Raw genomic sequence first — 2,299 nt, 5'->3', positions numbered from 1 at the left:
CGAGTGAAGCGAGCGCTGCTTCGGCTGCCCCGTCGCTCCCGGTGGTGATAAGCGAGAAGGCAACACCTGCGTCCTTGACATCCGAAAAGGAAAAGCCCGCAACGACATTGACCGCCCAGATTGAGGGATCCGCGTTCTCGATCTGGCGGGCGAGCGCTTCGAGGTCACGCATCGGCGTATCGGCGGTTCCGGTCCCTGTCGGCGGCCAGAGGATCGGCGCATTGCGCACCCTCATGCGGGGCGTGACGCCCTCTCTGAGACAACGAGAAAGAAGCCGGGCCGATCGCACGGCGGATTCGCGCGCGTCGGTATGGGGGTTCTCGCGGAAGCACACGAGGCCGTTCACATGATCGGCCATCATGTGGGTGAAAGTGGCATGTAGATCGAAGACTCCGAACATCGGAAGCGTGCCCACACCCGGAGTCCCGCGAATGCGGCGCAGCAATTCCCCTTCGGGGTCGTCGCATTCGCTTGTGACGGCGGCGCCATGCAATCCGAGCCAGATGCCATCGAGCGGCCCGGCAGCCAAAGCCTTCCGCAAACCGGTCTCGACCTCGCTCCAGAACTGCTCGAACACCACGTGGTCGATGGTTCCCGAAGGAAGCGCGGAATACTCCGCCACGGGAACGACATCCCATCCTTCCTGCTCGGCAACCTCCAGAAAGCCGTCGACCATCGAGGCGTCGCCGCGCCGTCCCATCAGCGCCGCGTCGCGCCTGATCCCGAAATCCGCCAGCGACGTACGATCATTCACGAAGGTATGTGTTTCGTGAAASAAGCTGGCGAACAGAATTCTCGGATCGTGTGCCATGCCGCTGGACCACCTCTAGCCAAAGTTCACTTGCGTTCTATATTATGGAACGCTGCATGAGCGTTGGAACCAGAGTAGAGATCAATAGGCTTTGTCGTCAATCTCCTCGTTGAAAGTACGTGTTTATCGTTTGCGCATACCGCGTGAACTTTGCGTCAGCTTCCAACCACCAATCTTTCCGTCTCACAATGTAGAACGGCGTCAATCGTTTTTGACCGGGGGAGTGCCCGATTACTGAAGTGCGAAATGCCTTATCGAGTTGCGGATATCAAACGTGCGACTGCTGCAAAAAGCGTTGAATTCGTCTCGGAAACCCGATGTAACACCGCCGACGCCTCGGGCAGAGTCTTCCGCACGAAATGACGTTCATCGCTCCAAACGCGCCAGGAGGCACCGTCAATTTAATGAGCTGGAGGCAAAGCGCCTCACTGAGACGACAGATCAGGCGGCACTCCCGATGCCAGTCACCTCAGCCCAGACCTGAAAGGCCTGAGCGCGGACACGGCGATGATCTTCTGCATTGGTGTGGGCGGGCGGCGGAACAGGTTTGCGACTTGGTCGTGAACCGAGAGAAAACGCTGCGCCTGCCCAGCGGACTTGAAGCGCTTCATGATGCGCTCCCGTCGTCGGGTGGGCTGATGGCTGTTCTCCGCACGATTGTTCAATCCCCGGTGCTGCCGATGTTCGACACCCGGCATGATCTCTCGCTTGGCCGCGCCATAGCTGGCCAACTTGTCCGTGATCATCACGCGAGGAGCGATGCCCTGCTTCTTGAGCAGCTTTCGTAACAGCCGCTTGGCGGCCTTTGCGTTCCGGCGGCTCTGATTCAGTATGTCGAGGACGGTCCCGTGCTGGTCGACGGCCCGCCACAACCAATGCTTCCGGCCGCCGATGCTGATGACGACGTCATCGAGATGCCATTTGTCTCCGGGTGCGGGCCGTCGCCTGCGGATATGGTTGGCGAAGGCTTGTCCAAACTTCAGCGCCCATTGCCTTACGGTCTCATGGCTAACCAGAATTCCGCGGGCGGCCAGCATCTCCTCGACCATGCGCAGRCTCAAGGGGAACCGGAAGTACAACTAGACCGCATAGCTGATCACTTCAGGCGGGAAGCGGTGACGGGCATAACGGGGATGATGGGTCTTCTTCATCCCTCACATATGCCTTGATCCGGTCACCCGCCGGTTAACCTGACGGTGTGCTCCTGCGTAAAGACCCTGTCAGCATCTCCGGCTGAAGAGGATCTCTTTGGCTTGGTTCACCCGAGCCGCCAGATATGTCGAACCGCCCTGGTCGGGATGAAGTTTTTTTATGAGTCTTCGATGTGCCTGTCGGATCTCGTCGAGACTTGCGCCCGGCTGAAGTCCAAGGACCTGATGGGCCTCCTCTTCCGACATCGCACCCGATGACGACTGAGCGCCCGGCCGAGCGTGCTCACGACCCCGAACGGTTTCACGCCACTGAGGCAGCCGACGGTCGAGATAAGCC

General features: G+C 59.6%; 2 protein-coding genes and 1 pseudogene. All 3 read right to left on the bottom strand.

All coding sequences use genetic code 11. From position 1 onward, the window contains the following. Positions 1-754, bottom strand: a 754-nt coding sequence (locus AC1DVM_RS23000; protein ID WP_477258437.1) for a M81 family metallopeptidase, incomplete at its 3' end; no start/stop codon positions are given. Between the two features lie 498 nt (positions 755-1,252). After that, positions 1,253-1,962, bottom strand: a pseudogene (locus AC1DVM_RS22995) (IS6 family transposase). 69 nt (positions 1,963-2,031) lie between these two features. Further along, positions 2,032-2,299 (bottom strand): DnaJ domain-containing protein (locus AC1DVM_RS22990; protein WP_477258435.1); only part of this gene is annotated, 268 nt, incomplete at its 5' end.

Source organism: Microvirga sp. P4_A5 (genome assembly GCF_056402495.1).
This window is presented reverse-complemented; position numbering and strand designations above follow the sequence as displayed.